Genomic DNA, 19,120 nt, shown 5'->3' with positions numbered 1-19,120 from the left:
AAGTGGCGCGGGAGGATGGGGGAAAATTAGTACGCCCGCACCAGGAAATGGGAGCCGATCACAGCTCGTGACACGAATGTGATGATTCGACCCACACGTGTCATGCTCCGATCTCCAGTGTGTCGATCACGCAACGCGCCGTGACCGTGCCGATTCTTCGGCGAAACGCCGCGGGTGCGAAATCGGATTCGGCTCGAACGGGGCGACCGGTGTCGCCGCCGGATCCGGCCGACGCGGGGCACCCCCGCACACGACAGCGGCCCCGCCGGATCGGCGGGGCCGCGGTGTGCCGGGGAGGGCTGGGGCGGTCAGGACCGGGAGATCAGGAGGACTTCCCGGCGGGCAGGCCGTCGACGACCGCCTCGGCGACCGCTTTCATGGTGGTCCGGCGGTCCATGGCGGTGCGCTGGATCCAGCGGAACGCATCCGGCTCGGACATCTTCTGGTGGGTCATCAGCAGGCCCTTGGCCCGGTCGACGACCTTGCGGGTCTCGAAGCGCTCGTTGAGCGTCGCGACCTCGTCCTCGAGCGCCTTCTTCTCGGCGAACCGGGACACGGCGAGCTCGATGGCCGGGACCAGCTCGTGCCGGGCGAACGGCTTGACCAGGTAGGCCATGGCACCGGCGTCACGGGCGCGCTCGATGAGGTCGCGCTGGCTGAACGCGGTCAGCATGACGACCGGGGCGATCTTCTCCTCGACGATCGTGGACGCCGCCTCGATGCCGTCCTTCTTGGGCATCTTGATGTCCATGATCACCAGGTCCGGCTTCAGCTCGCGGGCCTGCTCGATGGCGGCCTCGCCGTCGCCGGCCTCACCGGCGATCTGGTAGCCCTCGTCGGAGAGCATCTCCGCGAGGTCCATCCGGATCAGGGCCTCGTCCTCGACGACCAGCACCCGCCAGCCGGGCTGCGGGCCGTCCTCGGCCGGCGTCTCTGCGGGAACGTTGTCGGTCACCGGGGATCTCCTTAACGATGTACTGGTACTGCGACCCGAAATCGAGGCTACCGGGGATGACGCCGCACGACCGAGTCACTTCGGCCTTTCGTGTGCGGAAACACGGCTGAGAGGGCGCGCAACCCCTCCGGTCGGAGGGGTTGCGCCGACAGGTGATGCCGTCGGTCACGTCTTCGGCCCGATGGCAGCGACCGCGTCACGGGGGGCGCGGTGTGCGTCGGGCGGGCGCGAGTTGCGTCGGGCGGGCGCGGCACGTGGTGATCGACGGTTGTGGAGCGGAGCTCTCGCTGCGCGGACGCCACACTCCATAACGGTCGATCATGGGCATTCGTCGGGTCGCCGGCAATGCGGGAAAGGAGGGTTTCCCCGGAACGGGGGTCGATGTGGGCGCCGTCGAGGCCCGCTCGGCAACCGGCCCGGGTCGAGCAGGAACGCGCGTCGGCGCCGGGATCCGGGTGGCGGGTACAGCGGCGCTGATGCGACGGCGGAGCACGGCTGCCCCGGAGTGGAACTGATGGCGGGTGGCGCCGGGGCGAGTTCACCCACGTCATCCGCTCAGCGACCAGAACGAGCGAATATCCGACAGGCGAGGAAATGGTTCGGAATCGACATTCCGACGCCATCATATGAATGTATTTTGTGCCCTCGGTGGGATTCGAACCCACACTTTATGGATTTTGAATCCATTGCCTCTGCCGTTGGGCTACGAGGGCCAAGTGCATTCGACTCATTCAGCTTTGGAACCCCTACCCTAGCGGGCCCGCGGAGCCCGGCGGTATCCGGCCCGGCCAGGTCACGAACCGGCTGCGCGGCGGCCCGTCCCCGAGTACGTGCACGACCCCACCCGGCACCGAGCCGGGCAACACGAACTCCTCCCCCGGCTCTTCCGGAAACCGGACACCCGGCGCCACCGAGGGCGCGACGACGAGCGGATGCCCGGCGAAGGTGGTCGCCATCGGTCGGTGCACGTGCCCGCAGACGACGAGCGTCGGATCGGCCCGGGAGGCGAGCAACGCCTCGAACGGTTCCGGGTCGGTGAGCCGGATGCCGTCCATGAACGGGTGACCGACCGGCACCGGGGGATGGTGCAGTGCCACCAGCAGCGGCGCAGGGTCCCGGACCGCGTCGGCGAGCAGGTCCAGCCCGGCGGCCGACAGCGACCCGGACAGCTCACCGTCGACCAGCGAGTCGAGCAGCACGACGGTCGCGCCGCCCGCCCGGTGCACGCGATCGGACACCGGGCCGAACGCGGCGGTCATGGCGTCGCGGTCGTCGTGGTTGCCCGGGACGAGCCACGCGTCCAGGTCCGACAGCAGGTCGGCCGCGAGCGCGTACTCCCCCGCGGTGCCGTGCTCGGCGATGTCCCCGGTGACGAGCACCAGGTCGGCGCCGAGCGACCGGACCCCGGCGAGCGCCCGTTCGGCCCGCTCGGCGTTACCGGCGACGCCGACATGAATGTCGGTGAGCTGCGCGACTGTGAGCATCAGTCCGTCCGCTCCAGCACCGCCACGGCCTCCATGTGGTGGGTCATCGGGAAGGCGTCGAAGGCCCGCAACCCGGCCACCCGGTATCCGGCTCCGGCGAACAGCGCGAGGTCCCGGCCGAGGGCGGCGGGGTCGCAGGCGACGTGCACGATGCGCCGCGGGCCGCGGGCGGCGAGTGCCCGCACCGTGGCCTTGCCGAGTCCGGTCCGCGGCGGGTCGGTGACCACGACGTCCGGGGCGGGCTCGAGCCGGGCGATCTCCCGTTCCGCGCGGCCCTGGACGAACGAGAGCTGCCCGAGGTCGGCGAGCGCGGACGCACCGTCGGCGATCGCGGACGACGACGACTCGACGACCAGCACCGTGCCGTCCGGTCCGACCTGGTCCGCCAGCACCGAGCCGAGCAGGCCCACACCGCCGTAGAGGTCCCAGGCGACGCCGCCGCGTGGGGCGTCCGCCCAGTCCCGGACCACGTCGGCGAGGGTGTCGGCGAGCGCCGGGTGCACCTGCCAGAACGTGCCCGACGACAGTTCCCAGGTCCGGCCCGCGCCGTGCACCGTTCCCCCGGCGCCGACCCGGGCGGCACCGTCGGCGCCGACGGTGACGTCCACCTCGGAGTCCGGGCGGAACCTCTGTTCGAGCACCGGTTCCAGCGCTCCGCCCGGGACCAGGGGGCAGTCGCCGATCTCGCACACGTCGTGGCTGCGGTGCGCGCGCAGGCCGGGGACGCCGGCGTCGTCGACCGCCAGCCGTACCCGGGTCCGCCAGCCGAGCGGGCCGCCCGGCAGCTCCTCGACGACGACGTCGTCGAGGCGCACCGTGGCCAGCTCCGCGGCGGACGCGGCGAGCCGGGTGAGCTGCTCCCGGAGCACCGCCGTCTTGAGCGAACGCTGCGCCGCGGGCGTCACGTGCTGGAAGTCGCAGCCCCCGCACCCGCCGGGGCCCGCCCACGAGCAGGCCGGCTCGACCCGGTCCGGCGAGGCCTCCAGGACGGCGACGGCGTCGGCGCGGCAGAACGCCCCGCCCGGGTCGTCGGTGACGACCGCCCGGACCCGCTCACCGGGGAGCGCGTGCCGGACGAAGACGACCCGGCCGCGGTCGTCGGCCGGCGATGCCTCGTCGGCCACCCGGGCGACGCAGTGCCCGCCGTGCGCGACCGGCCCGACGGTGAACTCCAGCATCCGGTCTGTCCAGTCCGTCGCCGGAGTGGTGCTCACGTGTTCCCCTTCGTACCCCGGGTCGCGCCCGTGGTCGTCGTCCGGTCGCCGTCGTGCTGCTCACCGGATGGTGGTTGTTCCGGCTGCGGGAAGCCGCGCCGGGATGCGCCGGGCGCGGACAGAGGCGACAGCGCCCGTGTCCGCGACGACGACGGCAGCTGCCACGGCACGCTCGTCACCATCACTCCCGGCTGGAACAGCAGCCGCGTCTTGAGCCGCAGCGCGCTCTGATTGTGCAGTACCTGCTCCCACCAGTGCCCGACGACGTACTCCGGGATGTAGACCGTCACGACGTTGCGCGGTGAGTCGGAGCGGATCCGCTTCACGTAGTCCAGCACGGGTCGCGTGATCTCCCGGTACGGGGACTCCACGACCTTGAGCGGGACCGGCACCTTCCGCCGGTGCCACAGGTCGACGAGCTTCTTGGTGTCGGAGTCGTCGACGTTGACCGTGACGGCCTCCAGGATGTCCGGCCGGGTCGCGCGGGCGTAGGCCAGTGCGCGCAGGGTCGGCTTGTGGAGCGTGGAGACCAGCACGACCGCGTGGTTGCGCGAGGGCAGCACGTCGTCGGTCTCGTCGGCGACGAGTGCCGCGGCGACCCGGTCGTAGTGCCGCCGGATGCCCAGCATGAGCAGGAAGAACCCGGCCATCGCGACGATCGCGATCCACGCGCCGAGGGTGAACTTGGTGATCAGCACGGTGATCAGGACCAGCCCGGTCATGCAGGCGCCGAACGCGTTGATCGCCTGCGAGCGGCGGATCCGCCTCCGTTGCGGGAGTTCCGGGCCGAGCTCCAGCTCCCGGTTCCAGTGCCGCACCATGCCCGTCTGGGACAGCGTGAACGACACGAACACGCCGACCGTGTAGAGCGGGATCAGTCGCGTGACCTCGGCCTGGAACCCGACGACCAGCAGGATCGCGACCAGCGCGAGCGCGACGATGCCGTTCGAGAACGCCAGCCGGTCGCCGCGGGTGTGCAGCTGGCGGGGCAGGTAGCGGTCCTGGGACAGGATCGAGCCGAGCACCGGGAACCCGTTGAACGCCGTGTTCGCGGCCAGCACCAGGATCAGTGCCGTCGTCACGATCACGAAGAGGAACCCGGGCCGGAAGTCCACGAACACGGCGTCGGCCAGCTGGGCGATCAGGGTCTGCTGCTGGTACCCGTCCGGAGCGTCCGGGAACTGCCGGGCCGGGTTCTCGGCGATCTGCACGTGGGTCAGCTGGGCCAGCGCGATCAGGCCCATGAACAGCGTCACCGACATCGCGCCGAGCAGCAGCAGCGTGGTCGCCGCGTTCCTGGACTTCGGCTTGCGGAACGCGGGCACCCCGTTGGAGATGGCCTCGACACCGGTCAGCGCGGCCGCGCCCTGGGTGAACGAGCGCAACACCAGCAGGACCAGCGCGAGACCGGTGAACGCGTCCCCCTCGGCGACCAGCTCGAGGTCGGCGCTGGCGGCCCGGATGTCGTCGCCGAGCAGCACGATCCGGGTGAGTCCCCAGATGATCATCGTTCCGACGCCGAGGACGAACGCGTAGACCGGGATCGCGAACGCGGTCCCGGACTCGCGCAGGCCCCGCAGGTTGATCGCGGTGAGCACGACGATCGCCGACACCGCGAACAACACCTTGTGCTCGGCGACGAACGGCACCAGCGCACCGATGTTCGCGGCGGCGGCGGAGATCGAGACGGCGACGGTGAGGGTGTAGTCGACGAGCAGGGCACTCGCGACGGTGAGGCCCGCGTTGCGGCCGAGGTTGACCGTGACGACCTCGTAGTCGCCGCCGCCGGAGGGGTAGGCGTGCACGTTCTGCCGGTAGCTCGCGACGACCGTCAGCAGCACGACGACGACCGCGAGCCCGATCCACGGCGACATCGCGTAGGAGGCGACACCCGCCACCGACAGGGTCAGGAAGATCTCCTCCGGGGCGTAGGCGACCGACGACGTGGCGTCCGAGGCGAACACCGGCAGCGCGATGCGTTTCGGGAGGAGCGTGCTGGTCAGGCGGTCGCTGCGGCGCGGTCGTCCGACCACGAGCCGCTTGAGAGCGACGGCGAGCTTGGACACGTGCGCAGCCTATGCCCCGCCGTTGCAGAGCGACGCGCTAGCGTCGCCTCCGACGACGTCGGGCATCTCGGCACGGCCGACCCCGACCGCCGCACCGCCGGAAGGACTCCGTTTCGTCATGCACGTCGTGATCGTGGGATGTGGCCGGGTCGGCGCGTCCCTGGCCTCGGGTCTGGAGCGGCTCGGTCACGGGGTCGCCGTGATCGACCGCGACCCGCAGGCCTTCCGCCGGCTGGGGCCGGACTTCCGGGGGAAGCAGGTGGTCGGCTTCGGCTTCCATCGCAGCGCCCTCGACGAGGCGGGCCTGGAGGGGGCGGACGCGTTCGCCGCCGTCTCCTCCGGGGACAACTCGAACATCATCGCCGCGCGGGTGGCGCGGGAGAGCTACGGCGTGGAGAAGGTCGTCGCCCGGATCTACGACGCGAAGCGGGCGGCCGTCTACGAGCGGCTCGGCATCCCGACCGTGGCGACGGTTCCGTGGACGACCGACCGGCTGCTGCGGATGCTGCTGCCCGACGGCGTCGCGACGGCCTGGCGGGAGCCCACCGGCACCGTGGCCGTCCTGCCGCTGCCGTTGCACGAGGAGTGGGTGGGCCGCCCGATCCGGGACCTGGAGCGCGCGACGAGCTCGCGTGTCGCGTTCGTCGTCCGGTTCGGGACCGGCGTGCTGCCGACGAAGGACACCACCGTGCAGGCCGAGGACACCGTCTACGTGGCGGCGATCTCGGGGACGGTCGGCGACGTGACGGCGGCCGCGGCGGCGCCGCCCGAGGAGGACTGATGCGGGTCGCGATCGCGGGCGCGGGCGCCGTGGGGCGCTCGATCGCGCTGGAGCTGATCGAGTCCGAGCACCGGGTGATGCTGATCGAGCGGGAGCACGCCCAGATCGACCCGCCCGCCGTCCCGGGCGCCGAGTGGGTGCACGCGGACGCCTGCGAGCTGTCGTCCCTGGAGGACGCCGGCATCGAGGGGTGCGACGTCATGATCGCCGCCAGCGGTGACGACAAGGTCAATCTCGTGGTGTCGCTGCTGGCGAAGACCGAGTTCGGGGTCCGCCGGGTGGTGGCGCGGGTGAACGACCCCCGCAACGAGTGGCTGTTCGGCGAGAACTGGGGTGTCGACGTCGCGGTGTCCACCCCGCGGCTGCTGGCCGCGCTGGTCGAGGAGGCGGTCGCCGTCGGCGATCTGGTGCGGCTGCTGACGCTGCGCCAGGGGCAGGCCAACCTGGTCGAGGTGACGCTGCCCGACGACACCCCGCTCGCGGGGCGGCCGGTGCGCGCGGTGACGCTGCCCCCGGACTCGGCGCTGGTCACGATCCTGCGCGGCGGCCGGGTGATCGTCCCGCAGCCCGACGACGCCCTCGAGCCGGGCGACGAGCTGCTGTTCGTCGCGACGACGGCGGTCGAGCAGGAGATCCGGGAGGCGCTGAAGCGCTCGTGACCGGTGGACGGCGACGACCGCTCAGGGGCGGTAGCCCGCCGCCAGCTCGGTGAACGCGGCCGGATCGACGAGTGAGGTCGTGTCCCCGGGCTCGCGCCCGGCCGTCACGTCGAGCAGCAGCCGTCGCATGATCTTGCCCGAGCGGGTCTTGGGCAGCTCGCCGACGATCACGACCTCGCGCGGCCGCGCCACCGGCCCCATCACCGTCGCGACGTGGCGGCGCAGCTCGTCGGTCAGTCCCTCGTGGGGCCCGTCGGTGACGGTCACGAACGCGACCACCGCCTGCCCGGTCGTCGGGTCCGGTGCGCCGACGACACCTGCCTCGGCCACCCGCGGGTGCGAGACCAGCGCCGACTCCAGCTCGATCGAGCCGAGCCGGTGCCCGGACACGTTCATGACGTCGTCCACCCGGCCCTGGATCGTCACGTAACCCCGTGAGTCGATCACCGCGCCGTCACCGGCCTTGTACCAGCCCTGCTCGGCGAAGTCGGCGAAGTACGACGACCGGAACCGCTCCGGGTCGCCCCACACCGTGCGCGCCATCGACGGCCAGGGCCGGTCGATCACGAGCAGGCCGCCCTCCCCCGTCTCACAGGTCCGGCCGGCGGAGTCGACGACGCGCACCGACAGTCCGGGCAGCGGGAGCGTCGCCGAGCCCGGCTCGAGCTCGGTGACACCGGGCAGCGGCGCGCAGATCGCGGCCCCCGTCTCGGACTGCCACCAGGTGTCGACGATCGGGCACCGGCCGGCCCCGAGCACGCGGTGGAACCAGCGCCAGGCCTCCGGGTTGATCGCCTCGCCGACGGTCCCGAGCAGCCGCAACGACGACAGGTCGTGGCGCGCCGGGACCTCTTCGCCCCACTTCATGTAGGTCCGGACCAGCGTCGGGGCGGTGTAGTAGACGGTGACGCCGTACCGCTCGATGATCTCGAAGTGCCGGCCGGGCTCGGGGGTGTCCGGGGTGCCCTCGTAGATCACCTGGGTGACGCCGTTGGACAGCGGCCCGTAGACCTCGTAGGTGTGCGCGGTGACCCAGGCCAGGTCGGCGGTGCACCAGAAGACGTCGTCGGGCTTGTGGTCGAAGCACGCCCACGAGGTCCACGAGGTCTGCGTCAGGTAGCCGCCCATGGTGTGCAGCAGGCCCTTCGGCTTCCCGGTGGTGCCGGAGGTGTACACCAGCATCAGCGGGCTCTCGGCTTCGAACGCCTCGGCGGTGTGCTCGGCGGGCTGCGGGTCGACGACGTCGTGCCACCAGACGTCGCGGTCCTCGGTCCAGTCGATCTCCGACCCGGTCCGGCGGATGACGAGCACGTGCTCCAGGGGGTCGACACCGGCGGCGGCCTCATCGGCGTTGGCCTTCACCGGGACGGCCTTGCCGCGCCGGTACTGGCCGTCCGTGGTGACCAGCAGCTTCGCTCGGCCGTCGGTGAGACGGAAGCGCAGCGCCGACGCGGAGAACCCGCCGAAGACCAGCGAGTGGATCGCGCCGATCCGGGCGCAGGCCAGCATCACGACGATCGTCTCGACCAGCACCGGCAGGTAGACGACCACCACGTCCCCCCGGCCGACGCCCAGCGCGGTGAGCGCGTGCGCGCAGCGGGCGACCTCGCCCTGCAGGTCGGCGTAGGTGACGGTGCGCCGGTCGCCCGGCTCGCCCTCCCAGTGCAGCGCGACCTTCGCGCCGTCGCCGGCGTCGACGTGCCGGTCGACGCAGTTGCGGGCGACGTTCAGCGTGCCGTCGGCGAACCAGGTGACCTCGGGCCACCGGCTCCCGTCGTAGCCCTGCTCGGGCGCCCGCTCCCACTCGAGGCGACGGGCCTGCGCACACCAGAACGCCTCGGGGTCGGCGGCGGCCTCACCGTAGGCCTGGGCGGAGACGTTCGCGGATGCGGCGAGTTCGGGCGGCGGAGCGAATGACACGCCCTCGATCCTGGCCCGCGGCACCCGGCCCGGTCAGGTGAGTGCTGTGAGCAGCACAGGTGAGTGCCGTCACCGGTGCTCGAACGACGCGTGGTGCTCGGCCAGCACGTCCAGCCCGAAGTCCGACTCCGGGTCCCGCCAGACCGAGTGCGCGTGGTTCACGTCGTCCTGGGTGTTGTCCCACTCGAGCAGCAGTCGCGGGCCCTGCAGCCGGTAGTAGTGCGGCTCGCCCGGTTCGAGCGACCCCGCCCAGGCCAGGTGCACCTCGTCGAGGGCGGCGTCGTCGAAGTAGCGGCCGGCGGGCGACACCCCGGCCGGGACCCGGTCCAGGTAGGCCGACAGCAGCCGTCGCAGCAGCTCGCGCTCCCGGTCCCCGAGCACGCTCGCCGGGACGCCCCGCGGTGCCGCGGTGAGCGCGACCGGATCGGTGCCCTCGACCGGGTCGGCCGGTCCCGGCGGGCTCTCCCGGCGGATCGCGGACGTCGGCAGCGGTCGGTCACCGGGTGCGACGACCGGGCGGTTCGCGGTGACCAGGTCCGGCGGCGCGGTCTCCAGCAGCACCGCCCGGTCGAGCAGCTCCGGCGGGAGCCCGTGGACGATCTCGCGGCCGAGGTCCTCGGTCGGCCCGAGCGGCCGGCCCGCGCCCCCGCCGAGCAGCGGTGTCGCGGCCGGGTTCGCACCGAGGAAGCACGGCGTCGTCGCGACCACCCGCCCGTCGACGACCAGGTTGTTCAGCGAGACGTGGTGCCCGCCGAACCGCCAGCCCCAGGCCCCGCCGGCCGGGTCGCCGAAGACCCGCAGGTAGTACAGCGCCGGGTCGCGGAACCGTTCGCGGTACGGCCGCGACGGCCACCCCTGGGCTCGGTCGAGGACGTTCTCCAGTCCCATCACCGTCGCCACGGTGGCGAAGCCGGCCTCGGAGAGTCCGGAGGCGACCAGCCGCATCGCGCGCTGCTGCTGGATCGGGCGCTGTGCGTGCAGGGTCAGGCCGCCGTGGTCGGTGGGCGTGTAGAACCAGCGGCGGCGCTCGTCGTCGGCGCCGCGCGGCCCCTCCCCGGTCCCGGTGGAGCGCTGATCGCCCTCCAGGGTGTCGAGCCACGCCGTCGCGGCCTCCGCCATCGCCGCCGCCGTCTCCTGCTCCCCCGTCGTCACAGGTGGCGACGCTACTGGCTCGCCGGAGGATCCGGGCGCGACGTTCGCGCGAACGGGGATCGTGCGCGCCGGGTCGTGCGCGGGCACGTCGTCTGCAACCCTTGCCGACGTGCCGCACCCGCCCCCGGCCGACGTCCGGCCGGCCCGCACCGGCCGCGCGGAGTCGCGCCGGCACCGCCGGGCGCGCAGCTACCGCGCTGCGGGGCGGTCGGGCAGGCCCCGCGGGCAGGACTCGGCGTCACGGACGGGCGGACGGGCCGGCCGCATCCGTGGCACCGCGGTCGCACTGCTCGCCGCGCTGACCCTGGCCGCGTGCGCCCCGGCGAGCACTCCGGTTCCCGCCCCCACGCCGGACCCACCCGCGGGCGAGGCCACCGCGGCGCCCGCGCGGCCGGACCCGGCGACCGCACCCGCGGTGTCCGAGGCCGACCGGCGGGCGGGCCTGCGGGGCAAGGACGTCCCGGCGTCGGCGTCCGGCGAACCGGCCGTCGTCCCCGGCAGCAGCGCCGCCCCGGCCGGGCGGGCGCGCACCGTGCCGATGCGCGTCGAGGTCGAACGCGGGGTCGACGTCGACGGTGCGGCGTTCGCCGGCTTCGTCACCGCCGTGCTCAACGACCCGCGGTCCTGGGGTGGCGGCGGCTCGGTCGGTTTCGCCCGCACCGACGGCGCCGCCCCGCTGCGGATCGTGCTCGCCACACCCGCGCTCGCCGACCGGCTCTGCAGCCCGCTGGAGACGGTGGGCAGATTGTCCTGCCGCAACGGCGACCGGGTCGTGCTCAACCTGGGGCGCTGGACGCACGGCACCGCCGAGTACGCCCGCGACCTCACCGCCTACCGTCGCTACCTGGTCAACCACGAGGTCGGGCACTGGCTCGGGCACCACCACGAGACCTGCCCGGGCGCCGGGAAGCCTGCTCCGGTGATGCAGCAGCAGACGCTCGGGCTGAAGGGCTGCGCCCCGAACTCCTGGCCGCGCTGAGACACCGCGCTCACTCCACCTCCACCGCCCCGTACCCGGGCCGCCCGGCGGTGCGGTAGCTCAGGATCGTCACGCCGCTCGGCGTGGTCCGCGACCCGGCGAGCTCCAGCGCGACGTCGGGGCCGTCCGCCGGGAACAGCCGCCGCCCGGCGCCGACGATCACCGGGAAGACCAGCAGGTTCAGCTCGTCGAGCAGGTCGTTCGCCAGGAGCCACCGCACGAGCTCGCCGCTGCCGTGCACCTGCAGCTCCCGGCCCGGCCGTGCCTTGAGCTCCTGCACGGCCGCCGCCACGTCACCGGAGAGCACCGTGGTACCGGACCACGCCGGGTCGGTCAGCGTGGTCGAGGGCACGTACTTCGGCAGGGTGTTGAACCCGACGGCGATCGGGTCGTCACCGGGGTCGGCCATCGTGCCCCAGGACCCGGCGAAGATCTCGTAGGTGTGTCGCCCGATCAGGAAGGCGTCCACCCGGCCGAAGACCTCGTCCATGAACGCGCCGGTCCGCTCGTCGAAGTGCGGTACCAGCCAGCCGCCGCGGGTGAAACCTCCGGAGCGGTCCTCGTCGGGGGCGCCGGGGCCCTGGTAGACACCGTCGGCCGAGGTGAACATCGTTGCTGTGAGCTTCATGCCCACTACGACCACCGGTAGCGGTCGGAACTCATCGGACCTGATCGGAACTAGTCGGATGCGTCGCGGACCAGCAGCGCGATCTGTACCCGGTTGTCCAGTCCCAGCTCGCGCAGCAGCTTGGACACATAGGACTTCACCGTCGCCACCGACATGTGCAGCTCCTCGGCGATGTCGGCGTTGGAGCCGCCGTGGGCGACGGCCTCGGCCACGTCGCGCTCGCGTTCGGCGAGGCGGTCGAGCCGGGATCGGGCGGACCGGCGACGGTCCACCGGCCCGGACCCGCCCTTGACGATCCCGATCAGCCGGCGGGTGATCGCCGGGGACAGCACGGCGTCGCCGTCGGCAGCCGCCCGGACTGCCTCGACGATGCCCTCCGGCGCGGCGTCCTTGAGCAGGAAGCCGCTCGCGCCGGCCTGCAGCGCCCGCACGACGTGCTCGTCGGCGTCGAACGTGGTCAGGACGACGACGGTCGGCGGATCCGGTTCCGCGACCAGCCGCTGGGTCGCGACGACGCCGTTGACCCGCCGCATCCGCAGGTCCATCAGCACGACGTGCGGTTGTGTGGCGCGCACCGCGGCAGGGACCTCGTCGCCGTCGCCGACGTCGCCGACGATCCGGATCCGGCGCTGCGGGGCGGCGTCGGTCGCGTCGATCGTGTGCCCGTCGAGCATCACCTTCAGGCCCGCCCGGACCAGCGGGTCGTCGTCGACCAGCAGCACCCGGATCTCGGTCTCGGCGGAACTCACGCGTCCTTCTCCTTCGTCCATGGCAGTACGGCCCGCAACCGGTACCCGTCGGGCAGCGGGCCGTGTGCGAGCGTCCCGCCGGTCAGCGTCTCCACCCGCTCGCGCAACCCCACCAGGCCGGTACCGGCGCCCTGCGGCGCGGGCCCCTCGCCCGTGCACCCGGAGTGCACGGTGACGGTGAGGTCGCGGCCCGGACGCCCGTCGAGGACGATCTCCACGGCGGCGCCCGGCGAGTGCCGGGCGGCGTTGGTCAGGCCCTCCCGCACGACCCGGTAGGCGACACCGGCGAGCGGCCGGCCGGGCGGCGACACCAGCAGCAACGCCGTCGACCGGAGCGAGACGTCGGCCCCGGCCGCACGGGCCTCGCTCACCAGCTGTTCGACGGCGGTGAGGTCCTCGGTGTCCTCGGGTTCCACCGCGTCCGGGCACGGTGGCTCGTGCAGCACCTGCACGATGGTGCGCAGGTCCTCCATCGCCCGGTGCGTGGTGTCGCGCAGCACCTGCGCGCTCTCCCGGACCGTCTCCGCGGACAGGTCGGTGCGCAGCACGAGGGCACCGGCGTGCACCGACAGCAGCGACAGCCGGTGCCCGAGCCGGTCGTGCATCTCGCCGGCGATCCGGCGCCGCTCGGCGGCCCGGGCCTGCTCGTCGCGCTCGACCTGCTCGGCCTCCGCACGGGCGAGGCGTTCGCGCAGGTCGTCGACCATCGCGCGGCGGTTGCCGGCGAGCAGCCCACCGACCGCCGACGACGTCAGCAGCGCCGCCGCTCCCCCGAGCAGGAGCAGCATCTCCTGCAGGTCCGGGATGCCGCGGTAGATGTTGGCCGCCGCCGCGGCCACGGACAGCACCAGCACGAGGACGGTCTCGGTCGTCCGGCGCCGGGTCGCGATCACGAAGACGCCCACCAACGGCAGGTAGGTTGCGATCAGGGAGACGTTGCCGACGAGGATCGAACCGAGAACGAAGGCCCACGGGTAGCGGTAACGCCACGGGACGCAGCCGATCGCCGCGAGGCCGAGCACCAGCAGGGCGATCCGGCCGGCGTCGGTGACCAGGGCCTCGCCCATGGTCAAACCGGCCGCCGCCACCGCGATCATCACGATCGCGGACCTCACCGCCGGTCGGAGCACCCGTCGACCATATGCGGCCCATCGCCGGTGTCCAGGATGTCCCCGACGGATCGGGCGGGCACGGTGCTCCCCCCGGAGACCGTGCCCGCCCACCCCGCGGGGCGGGGCGCTCAGGATCCCCCCGGTCCCGATGCCCGCGTGCGCTCTCCCCAGGAGCTCACGCGTCCCCTCCCCGGCATGCCCCGCGGGGCGTTCACGAGCCGCTCCCGGCCACTGCTGCCGCCGCGGTGACGGCTGCCGCGGCCGCCTGGACCTCCCGCACGGCGGCCGTGACCGCCGGGCCGGCCCAGTCGCCGTCGGCGACGACGCGGGCGCGGTCGCGCAGTTCTCGGCGGCGTCCCTCGAGCACCCGGTGCTCGGCCCGGACCGCGTGCAGCAGCGAGACCAGGCCCGCGATCCGCGCGTCGGTCGCGACGCCGTCGCGCAGCGCGGCGGCGACACCGGCCAGCAGGATGTCGCGCAACGCCGTGTCCGGCCACCACCGGGCGAACCGCAGGAACCCGCCGGGCTCCCGCTCGACGTGCCCGTCGTGGACGAGCGCGGTGAGCACGGCACCGCGCAGCCCCGGGACCAGCCGGGTCACGCCCCGCTTCGCCCGGAACCAGCCGGTCGGCAGCCCGGTCGCCCGGTCGGCGACGACGTCGGTGCCCGTCCCGGCGACGAGACGCAGTCGGGGCTGCCGGTAGCCGTCGGTCTCGAGCCGGCCGCGGGCGGCGAGATCGAGCAGCACCGCGCCGGCGAGCGCCCGCTCTGTTCGCTGATGGTCGACGACGAACCGGCCGGTGCCGGGGTCGAGCAGCACCAGGGCCAGCATCTCGGGCAACGTGTGCACCGTGGCGTCGTCCATCGGTCTGCTCCTTCCGCTCGCCGCACACCGAGCGTGCCGGTCCGGACGTGACGGCCGCACCCGGCGAAGGTCGGCACCGGTGCGACGGAAGTCGTGATCATCGATCACCCGAATGGGTACGATGTGGACATGCCCGAACCGCAGAGCCACCGCGAGAGCGGCCAGCACGTCATCGAGCACGCCCTCGGACTGCTGGACACCGCCGACCGGGCCAAGAACCACGCGGAGGCGACCGAGGGGCACACCGCCGCGACCGCCTACGCGGTGAGCGCGCTCTACCAGGAGATGCGCCACGGCGACGACCAGGTCGCCGCACTCATCGGGGCGGTGCGCGAGCAGACCGTGGTCCTCGAGGAGATCCGGGACGCGCTGCGGCGCTGATCTGACGGATCGTGGCCCGATCCTTGTGCTTGCAGGCCGTTGAGCCACTGTCCGCGAGCCATCGCTGTGCCGACGCTGGTGACATGTCCGAGAACCGCTACCCCGTAGCCGCCACCGTCGTCGCCGTGACCGCCCTGCTGATCGCGGCGACCCTCCCCTTCACCGTGGCACTCGTGCTGGCCGGGCTCGCCGTCGCCGGGTCCTGGCTCGCCGTCGCGGTCGTACACCCTCTCGACCTGCCACTGAGCCCGGGCACCGCCGCGGTCCGGGCGGCCGCCGTCGTGCTGCTCGTGATCGGCGGCCCGATCGTGGCGGCCGCGGAGCTCGGTCTCCGTGCGGTCCCACTGTTGATGGCGCTCGGGGCGGTCACGATCCTGGCCCTTCCGCTGCTCCCCGGGCTGTGGGGCCGTGACGTCGACCCGGACGGCTGCGGTCAGGATCCGCAGAAAGTCCGCCGGTAGACCCGCGGCGCCACCCCGACCTGGGCGGTGAAGTGCTGGCGCAGCGCGGTCGCGCTGCCGAACCCGCAGCGCCGGGCGATCCCCTCGACCGGCAGCGTCGTGGTCTCCAGGAGCTCGCGGGCCCGTTCCACCCGCTGGCGCAGCAGCCACTCGAGGGGACTCAGCCCGGTCTCGCCGCGGAAGCGGCGGGTCAGCGTGCGGACGCCGACGTGCAGCCGCCCGGCCAGCTCGTCGAGCGAGTGCGCGCGGTCGAGGTGGGCGAGCATCCACTCCCGCAGCGCCGCGGTGCCGGTCCCGGCGCCCTCGGGCGTCACCGGGCGGGCGACGTACTGCGCCTGACCGCCCTCACGGTACGGCGGCACCACGGTCCGCCGGGCGATCTCGTTGGCGACCGCGGCGCCGAAGTCCCGCCGGACCAGGTGCAGGCACAGGTCGATCCCGGACGCCTCCCCCGCCGACGTGAGCACCCGGCCCTCGTCGACGTAGAGCACGTCCGGGTCGAGGTCCACCTGCGGGAAGCGACGGCGGAAGTCGTCCGCGGACAGCCAGTGCGTGGTGGCCCGGAGCCCGTCGAGCAACCCGGCCGCCGCGAGCGGGAACGCCGCCGTGCAGATCGAGGCGATCCGGGTGCCGGGCCCGAGCCCGGCGAGTGCGGCGCCGAGCCCGCCATCGAGCACATGCGGTTCCTGGTGGTCGTCGTTGGTGCCCAGCAGGACCACCGTGTCCGCGGTCGCCAGGATCTCCGGGCCGTGCTCGACGGCGACAGCGAAGTCGGCATCGGTCCGCACAGGCCCGGCCCGCAGCGCGCAGGTGCGGACCCGGTAGAGCGGTGCGCCGCAAGCCGAGCGGGCGCCGCCGAGGATCTGGTGCACCAGGCCGAGCTCCATCGACCGCACTCCCGGCCGGACGATGACGGCGACCTCGTGCTGCCCGCCCGCCCCGGCCCCGAGGTGCGCGAGCGGCTCGGCCGGAGCGCCCTCCAGCAGCCCGTCCAGCGCGACGGCCATCGACGGGCAATCCCGTACCGGGGCCTCCGACGGACAGTCGCGGCCGTGCTCGAGCAGCGCCCGCACCGCGCGGGCCCGCCCGGAGCGCCGGTCGAGCGCACCGATCCGGTCGGTGAGCTCGTCGCACCGGTCCGGCAACGGCCGGGCCAGCAGGCCGGTGACGGTGTCGAGCGGGACGCCGATCTGCTGTGCGGTGCGGGCCAGCGCCAGCGCGCGCAGCTCGGCGCGTCCGTACCAGCGGCGGCCACGAGCCCCCACCGCCGGCCGGACCAGGCCTCGCTCGTCGAAGTAGCGCAAGGCCGACGTCGTGGTCCCGAGCAGCCGGGCCGCCTCGTCGATCGGGACCAGCTCCTCGCTCAAGTCGGCTTGAAGCTGCACGATCCCAGGATGCACACATCCGGTGTCGGACGCACCCGGCTCGACAGCGTGGACCGGGCTTGCGGAACCGGTGGGCCCGTACAGGAGGGACGTCGGTCCTGCAGATCGCGGGCCCTTCGTGCCTGCACCTCGGCGCGACGACCTGCAAGGGTCGAGGTGGCCCGCCCAGCCACCTCGACCCGAGGAGCCACCGTGGACGCCCAGATCGTGCTCATCTCCTGCTCGTCGCGGGTGTCCGGCGACGGCCCGCCGCCGGACGACCGCACCCGCGGCCGGTGCCGGGCACCGGACTTCCGTACGGGCGCCCGTGGTGGTGTGCGGTGAGCCCCCGGCCGGTCACCGTCGGCGTCACCGGCACACCGGGGGCGGCCGCCCTCACCCGGTGGGCCGCCCGCGAGGCACTCGCCCGCGGATGCAGCCTGCGGATCGTGCACGCCGCCACCTACGACAGCGGTGACGTACCCGCCTGGCGCCGCCACGCCCGCGCGGTCCTCGCCCGGGCCGTCGGAGTCGCGCGTTCGGCCGCGCCCGGTGTCGACGTCGAGACCGCACTGGTCCACGAACCTCCGCTGCGGGCGTTGACCACCGCGGCGACCGAGGCCGACCTGCTGGTCCTCGGTGCGTTCGGGCACGGCCGCCCCGGCGACGGGCCCGCGGGCCCGGTGCTCCTCCCGATCCTGCGCGGGGCCGTCACGCCGGTCGCGGCGGTGCACGCCGACACCGCCGACCACACCGGCCCCGTCGTGGTCGGCGTGAAGCACCCGGACCAGGACACCCCGCTGCTGCGCGCCGCCCACGACTTCGCCCGGCGCCGTGACTGGGACCTTCGGATCGTGCACGCCCAGGGGCCCCGCGGGCGGGACGGCAGCGTCGCCGAGCGGATGACCGGGCTCGCCAGGGACTGGAGCACCGACCGGGTCGCCGTACACGCCGACGTGGTCGAGGACCGCGCGCTCCCGGCGCTGTTGCGCGCGGCGCACCACGCCGGGCTGCTCGTCGTCGGGAACCACCGCACCGGCGACCGTCCGCGACTGCGCTCGACCACCTTCGAGACGGTCCGCGCCGCCGGCTGCCCGGTGCTGGTCGTCCCCGTCGAGACACCGGAGGTGACCGCGCGGACACCGGAACCGGCGCCGCCGCGGGAGGCCGCCCGCTGATCGCGACCGGCGTACGGCGTGTGCCGGGCTGGTGATGCTGCCGTTCGCGACCTGCTACGTCGTCGTCCAGGCGGGGTTCGCGGTGTACCTGCTGCTCCGGTCGCGGCGGTCGCGTACCCGCCCGTCGCCCGGTTGAGCGCCCGTCCCGTCGACCGGGTGGCCGATCCGGTCGTGGGCGCGAGAGGATCGCCCGCATGGAGCAGCGGCCGACCGGGTTCGACGACGGCGACGTCCGATCCGCCCTGACCCGCCATCACGGGATCGACGCCCGGGAGCTGCACTACCTCGCGGTCGGCTTCGGTGACTACCACTGGGAGGCGACCGGCGCGGACGGAAGGCGGTGGTTCGTGAAGATCTCCGACCTGACCGACAAGCCGCAGTGCGGCGCCACCGCGGCCGCCGCGCTGGTGGGATACCGGGCGGCGATGCGCACCACGACCGCGCTGCGCGCCGGTGGGCTGCACTTCGTCCTCGCCCCGGAACCCTCGCCGGCCGGGGAGCCGGTGACCGACCTCGACGGCCGGTGGGCGCTGACGCTGTTCGCCCACGTCGAGGTCACGAGCAGCCGGGACTTCTACTCCGAGCTGCCCCCCGCCGACCGCGACCACCTGCTCACCATGCTGGCCGAGCTGCACACGGCACCGGAACCGGACGGCGCCCCGGTGCACACGCCGGACGTCCCGGACCGGGTGGTGATCGAGGAGGCGCTCGCCGGTCAGGACGTCTCCTGGAGCGGTGGCCCGTTCTCGGAGCCGGCCCGCCAGGCCGTCGTCACGCACGCGACGACGATCCGGAACCGGCTCACCGATGCCGACGCGTTGATCCACCAGCTGGGTGCCTCCGGGCGCCCGACCGTCGTCACACACGGGGAACCGCATCCGGGCAACCTGCTCGACGTCGACGGCGGGCAGCTGCTGATCGACTGGGACACGGTCGGGCTGGGCGTGCCGGAACGGGACCTCGCCGTCGTCGGCGGGGACCTGTCGGCGTACACCGACGCGACGGGATACGAGCCGCAACGGCACGCGCTGGAGCTCTACCGGCTGCGCTGGGGACTGGCCGACCTGGGCGAGTTCCTGCGCTGGTTCCGCAACCCGCACGCCGACGACGCCGACAGCCGTACCGCCTGGGAAGGACTGCTGCAGACGCTGACCGACCTGGAGAGCTGAGGT

At 73.6% G+C, this 19,120-nt stretch carries 19 protein-coding genes and 1 tRNA gene; 8 read left to right on the top strand and 12 right to left on the bottom strand.

Features of this window, described 5'->3' with window-relative positions; translation table 11 throughout:
• Window positions 1–322: 322 nt before the first annotated feature.
• The 5 genes from JOF36_RS14860 to JOF36_RS14840 all read right to left on the bottom strand — a co-directional run bounded on the left by JOF36_RS14860 (window position 323) and on the right by JOF36_RS14840 (window position 5,719).
• The gene (locus JOF36_RS14860; protein ID WP_210027427.1) at window positions 323–955 is read right to left on the bottom strand and encodes an ANTAR domain-containing response regulator; all 633 of its coding nucleotides are present in this window, start codon (window positions 953–955) and stop codon (window positions 323–325) included.
• Between the two features lie 640 nt (window positions 956–1,595).
• Window positions 1,596–1,668, bottom strand: a tRNA-Leu gene (locus JOF36_RS14855).
• Window positions 1,669–1,701: 33 nt separating this feature from the next.
• Window positions 1,702–2,439, bottom strand: a complete 738-nt coding sequence (locus JOF36_RS14850; RefSeq protein ID WP_210027425.1) for a metallophosphoesterase — start codon at window positions 2,437–2,439, stop codon at window positions 1,702–1,704.
• The gene (locus tag JOF36_RS14845; protein ID WP_210035640.1) at window positions 2,439–3,617 is read right to left on the bottom strand and encodes a class I SAM-dependent RNA methyltransferase; all 1,179 of its coding nucleotides are present in this window, start codon (window positions 3,615–3,617) and stop codon (window positions 2,439–2,441) included. The genes JOF36_RS14850 and JOF36_RS14845 overlap by 1 nt, the downstream gene beginning before the upstream one ends.
• Window positions 3,618–3,649: 32 nt before the next feature.
• Entirely contained in the window at window positions 3,650–5,719 is a 2,070-nt protein-coding gene (locus tag JOF36_RS14840; RefSeq protein ID WP_210027424.1) for an APC family permease, read from the bottom strand.
• A 118-nt stretch (window positions 5,720–5,837) separates the two neighbouring features.
• On the opposite strand from JOF36_RS14840, the gene JOF36_RS14835 reads away from it, so the two are divergent.
• A complete protein-coding gene (locus tag JOF36_RS14835) occupies window positions 5,838–6,500 on the top strand; it encodes a potassium channel family protein (protein ID WP_210027422.1) in 663 nt (220 codons plus the stop codon).
• Complete coding sequence (locus JOF36_RS14830) at window positions 6,500–7,159, top strand: potassium channel family protein (RefSeq protein ID WP_210027421.1); 660 nt, start codon at window positions 6,500–6,502, stop codon at window positions 7,157–7,159. Before JOF36_RS14835 ends, JOF36_RS14830 begins: the two co-directional genes overlap by 1 nt.
• A 21-nt stretch (window positions 7,160–7,180) precedes the next feature.
• Here the strand turns inward: JOF36_RS14830 and acs are convergent, their stop codons facing one another.
• Window positions 7,181–9,079, bottom strand: a complete 1,899-nt coding sequence (acs, locus tag JOF36_RS14825) for an acetate--CoA ligase (RefSeq protein WP_210027419.1) — start codon at window positions 9,077–9,079, stop codon at window positions 7,181–7,183.
• Window positions 9,080–9,148: 69 nt separating this feature from the next.
• On the bottom strand, window positions 9,149–10,231 hold the full coding sequence (locus tag JOF36_RS14820) for a DUF3500 domain-containing protein (protein WP_307862382.1): 1,083 nt from the start codon (window positions 10,229–10,231) through the stop codon (window positions 9,149–9,151).
• Between the two features lie 109 nt (window positions 10,232–10,340).
• On the opposite strand from JOF36_RS14820, the gene JOF36_RS40875 reads away from it, so the two are divergent.
• Complete coding sequence (locus JOF36_RS40875) at window positions 10,341–11,210, top strand: DUF3152 domain-containing protein (RefSeq protein WP_210027417.1); 870 nt, start codon at window positions 10,341–10,343, stop codon at window positions 11,208–11,210.
• Window positions 11,211–11,220: 10 nt separating this feature from the next.
• On the opposite strand, the gene JOF36_RS14810 is transcribed toward JOF36_RS40875, so the two are convergent.
• The 4 genes from JOF36_RS14810 to JOF36_RS14795 all read right to left on the bottom strand — a co-directional run bounded on the left by JOF36_RS14810 (window position 11,221) and on the right by JOF36_RS14795 (window position 14,564).
• Window positions 11,221–11,838, bottom strand: a complete 618-nt coding sequence (locus JOF36_RS14810; RefSeq protein WP_210027415.1) for a dihydrofolate reductase family protein — start codon at window positions 11,836–11,838, stop codon at window positions 11,221–11,223.
• 50 nt (window positions 11,839–11,888) lie between these two features.
• Window positions 11,889–12,587, bottom strand: a complete 699-nt coding sequence (locus JOF36_RS14805; RefSeq protein WP_307862381.1) for a response regulator — start codon at window positions 12,585–12,587, stop codon at window positions 11,889–11,891.
• On the bottom strand, window positions 12,584–13,717 hold the full coding sequence (locus tag JOF36_RS40870) for a sensor histidine kinase (RefSeq protein WP_210027412.1): 1,134 nt from the start codon (window positions 13,715–13,717) through the stop codon (window positions 12,584–12,586). The genes JOF36_RS14805 and JOF36_RS40870 overlap by 4 nt, the downstream gene beginning before the upstream one ends.
• Before the next feature lie 193 nt (window positions 13,718–13,910).
• Entirely contained in the window at window positions 13,911–14,564 is a 654-nt protein-coding gene (locus JOF36_RS14795) for a GOLPH3/VPS74 family protein (protein ID WP_210027410.1), read from the bottom strand.
• 129 nt (window positions 14,565–14,693) lie between these two features.
• On the opposite strand from JOF36_RS14795, the gene JOF36_RS14790 reads away from it, so the two are divergent.
• Together JOF36_RS14790 and JOF36_RS14785 are read left to right on the top strand one after the other, a co-directional pair.
• Window positions 14,694–14,945: a hypothetical protein gene (locus tag JOF36_RS14790; RefSeq protein WP_210027408.1), complete on the top strand. Its 252-nt coding sequence runs from the start codon at window positions 14,694–14,696 to the stop codon at window positions 14,943–14,945.
• A gap of 83 nt (window positions 14,946–15,028) precedes the next feature.
• Window positions 15,029–15,406, top strand: a complete 378-nt coding sequence (locus JOF36_RS14785; protein WP_210027406.1) for a hypothetical protein — start codon at window positions 15,029–15,031, stop codon at window positions 15,404–15,406.
• Here JOF36_RS14785 and JOF36_RS38950 read toward each other — a convergent pair.
• Window positions 15,379–16,791 carry a helix-turn-helix domain-containing protein gene (locus JOF36_RS38950; RefSeq protein WP_210027404.1) on the bottom strand — a complete coding sequence of 471 codons (1,413 nt, stop codon included), beginning with the start codon at window positions 16,789–16,791 and terminating at the stop codon, window positions 15,379–15,381. The two genes, JOF36_RS14785 and JOF36_RS38950, sit on opposite strands and share 28 nt — an antisense overlap.
• A gap of 192 nt (window positions 16,792–16,983) precedes the next feature.
• Between JOF36_RS38950 and JOF36_RS40865 the strand changes: the two genes are divergently transcribed.
• The 3 genes from JOF36_RS40865 (at window position 16,984) to JOF36_RS14770 (ending at window position 19,117) form a co-directional block, all read left to right on the top strand.
• Entirely contained in the window at window positions 16,984–17,115 is a 132-nt protein-coding gene (locus tag JOF36_RS40865) for a hypothetical protein (RefSeq protein WP_307862380.1), read from the top strand.
• Window positions 17,112–17,948, top strand: a complete 837-nt coding sequence (locus JOF36_RS14775; protein WP_210027402.1) for a universal stress protein — start codon at window positions 17,112–17,114, stop codon at window positions 17,946–17,948. Before JOF36_RS40865 ends, JOF36_RS14775 begins: the two co-directional genes overlap by 4 nt.
• Window positions 17,949–18,142: 194 nt before the next feature.
• Window positions 18,143–19,117 carry a phosphotransferase gene (locus tag JOF36_RS14770; RefSeq protein ID WP_210027400.1) on the top strand — a complete coding sequence of 325 codons (975 nt, stop codon included), beginning with the start codon at window positions 18,143–18,145 and terminating at the stop codon, window positions 19,115–19,117.
• The last annotated feature ends 3 nt before the right edge of the window (window positions 19,118–19,120 follow it).

Source organism: Pseudonocardia parietis, assembly GCF_017876315.1.
GTDB lineage: Bacteria > Actinomycetota > Actinomycetes > Mycobacteriales > Pseudonocardiaceae > Pseudonocardia > Pseudonocardia parietis.
The sequence above is the reverse complement of the archived record's forward strand: the minus strand, read 5'-3'. Positions and strand labels throughout refer to the sequence as shown.

Coding starts and splice junctions, on each gene's coding strand:
- JOF36_RS14830 (WP_210027421.1), top strand. CDS start 6,500: ATGCGGGTCGCGATCGCGGGCGCGGGCGCCGTGGGGCGCTCGATCGCG.
- JOF36_RS14785 (WP_210027406.1), top strand. CDS start 15,029: ATGTCCGAGAACCGCTACCCCGTAGCCGCCACCGTCGTCGCCGTGACC.
- JOF36_RS14835 (WP_210027422.1), top strand. CDS start 5,838: ATGCACGTCGTGATCGTGGGATGTGGCCGGGTCGGCGCGTCCCTGGCC.
- JOF36_RS14795 (WP_210027410.1), bottom strand. CDS start 14,564: ATGGACGACGCCACGGTGCACACGTTGCCCGAGATGCTGGCCCTGGTG.
- JOF36_RS14790 (WP_210027408.1), top strand. CDS start 14,694: ATGCCCGAACCGCAGAGCCACCGCGAGAGCGGCCAGCACGTCATCGAG.
- JOF36_RS14850 (WP_210027425.1), bottom strand. CDS start 2,439: ATGCTCACAGTCGCGCAGCTCACCGACATTCATGTCGGCGTCGCCGGT.
- JOF36_RS14770 (WP_210027400.1), top strand. CDS start 18,143: ATGGAGCAGCGGCCGACCGGGTTCGACGACGGCGACGTCCGATCCGCC.
- JOF36_RS14845 (WP_210035640.1), bottom strand. CDS start 3,617: ATGCTGGAGTTCACCGTCGGGCCGGTCGCGCACGGCGGGCACTGCGTC.
- JOF36_RS14810 (WP_210027415.1), bottom strand. CDS start 11,838: ATGAAGCTCACAGCAACGATGTTCACCTCGGCCGACGGTGTCTACCAG.